The organism is Wolbachia endosymbiont of Mansonella perstans, from assembly GCF_020278605.1.
Lineage (GTDB): Bacteria > Pseudomonadota > Alphaproteobacteria > Rickettsiales > Anaplasmataceae > Wolbachia.
This window is the reverse complement of sequence record NZ_JACZHU010000127.1, coordinates 1-1,989: the sequence shown is the minus strand read 5'-3', so window position 1 is coordinate 1,989 and position 1,989 is coordinate 1. Positions and strand designations below refer to the sequence as shown.

At 35.2% G+C, this 1,989-nt stretch carries 2 protein-coding genes; both read left to right on the top strand.

Annotated elements, in window-relative coordinates; translation table 11 throughout:
* Nucleotides 1-77 precede the first annotated feature (77 nt).
* On the top strand, nucleotides 78-650 hold the full coding sequence (locus IHO13_RS05350) for a NifU family protein (RefSeq protein ID WP_225538611.1): 573 nt from the start codon (nucleotides 78-80) through the stop codon (nucleotides 648-650).
* Nucleotides 647-1,909 (top strand): histidine--tRNA ligase, encoded by a 1,263-nt coding sequence (hisS, locus tag IHO13_RS05345; protein ID WP_225538610.1) that lies wholly within the window; start codon nucleotides 647-649, stop codon nucleotides 1,907-1,909. The genes IHO13_RS05350 and hisS overlap by 4 nt, the downstream gene beginning before the upstream one ends.
* Nucleotides 1,910-1,989 lie beyond the last annotated feature (80 nt).

Below are 1,989 nucleotides of genomic sequence, written 5' to 3'. Positions count from 1 at the left end.
AAAAGATGAATGACATGTATATTTTTTTATTATTTTATGATTAAATGGTAACAATTATAGTCACCATGGTAAACAACATGTTCATTCAAATTGAAGAGACACCAAATCCAAACACGCTAAAATTTCTTCCTGGGTTTGCAATTTTAAACGAAGGAGAAACGGCTGATTTTTCAAATGCGGATGAAATAAAGAATTCTAAACTAGCAGCAAACCTCTTTCAAATAGAACATGCGATAAGAGTATTTTTTGGTCATGATTTTATTTCAGTTACAAAGCCGGATGGTATTAATTGGGACATATTAAAAGTGGAAATTTTAACTACGATTATGGATCACTTTGCTTCTGGTGGGAAAGCACTGGATAAGGAAGAGGTAAATGATAACAATATACTAGAAAAAGAATTTTTTGATGAAAGTGATATAGAAATTGTAAACAGGATAAAAGATCTGATGGAAAGCTATGTTAAACCTGCAGTCGCTCAAGATGGTGGTGATATCAAATTTCGTGGCTATAAAGACGGAATAGTTTATGTTGAGCTGCAAGGAGCTTGTTCTGGATGTCCAAGTGCTGCGATTACTCTCAAGCAAGGAGTGCAAAATATGTTGTGCTATCACATACCAGAAGTTTCGGGTATAGAAACTATACTATGATTAATCGAACAGTTAGAGGGACAAAAGATCTTCTGTTTGATGAATGGTATAGGTTTAAATATGTTCAACAAACAGCAAGTGAAATTTCAAGTTTATATGGCTTTTTGCCTGCTGAAACTCCAATATTCGAATATACAGAAGTCTTTACGAAAACTTTAGGTGATAGCTCAGATATCATCAATAAAGAGATGTATACCTTTAATGATAAAGGTGGCAAGAGCATAACTTTACGTCCTGAGTTCACCGCAGCGGTTGTCAGGCTTTTGATTGAAAAAAAACTGCAAACACCAATAAAATTGTTCTCGACAGGAGCTGCATTTCGCTATGAAAGACCGCAGAAAGGAAGGCAAAGACAATTTCATCAGATAAATTTTGAAGTTTTCGGTATAGGAGATCCAAAAGCCGACATTGAATTGATTACACTTGCTCAGCATCTATTAACTGAATTTGGTATTGATAAAAATGTAAAGCTGGAAATTAACTCTTTGGGCGATGGTAAAACAATAAGTAAGTATAGAGAAGCCTTGATATCATATTTTAAAAAGTTTCAAAACGACCTCTCAGAAGATAGCCAAAATCGATTGATTAAGAACCCACTCAGAATATTAGATTCCAAGGACAAGACAGATAAAGAAATAATCTCTGGTGCACCTAAAATCAGTGAATATTATACAAAAGAGTCCTTGAGTTTCTTTGAGCAAATACTAAATGGATTAACGATTCTTGATATACCTTATACTGTAAACGATAAATTAGTCCGAGGTTTGGACTATTATTGCCACACAGTGTTTGAATTCGTCACAGAAAATTTGGGTAGCCAAGGAGCAGTTTTTGCAGGGGGAAGATATGATAATTTAGTATCTTCAGTAGGTAGGAAGCATACTCCGGCAATAGGATTTGCAGGAGGTATTGAGCGCATAATGGAATTGGCCAACTATTTTGTGAAAAAGAAAAGATCTGTTTATCTAATTCCTATTGGCAAAGAGGCTGAAGAGCATGCTCTAGCACTTGCAAATGAGCTGCGCAGAAATGGTTTATATGTAACCTATGAGTATAGCGGAACTCTCAAAACCCGAATAAAAAAAGCAAATCAAGCGGATGCTAAAGTTGCGCTTATTTTTGGTGATGAAGAACTGAGCAGCAAAACTTTAAAGATTAAAGATATGGATCTGGGTGAAGAAAAAACGGTTACCCATAGTAATATAATAAAAAGCATTCATCAAGTGTATGATCAGAACCGCAAGAACAGGCTTTGTTAGGCATGTTTTCGCTTTTCTCCACACTTCAACTATAGATTAGCCAACAAAGAAAGGAGTTGAAATAGAGGGCTTTTTCGACC

What these genes read in the sequence shown, in the direction of transcription:
- IHO13_RS05350 (WP_225538611.1), top strand. Translation starts at nt 78, where the DNA reads ATGTTCATTCAAATTGAAGAGACACCAAATCCAAACACGCTAAAATTT.
- hisS (WP_225538610.1), top strand. Translation starts at nt 647, where the DNA reads ATGATTAATCGAACAGTTAGAGGGACAAAAGATCTTCTGTTTGATGAA.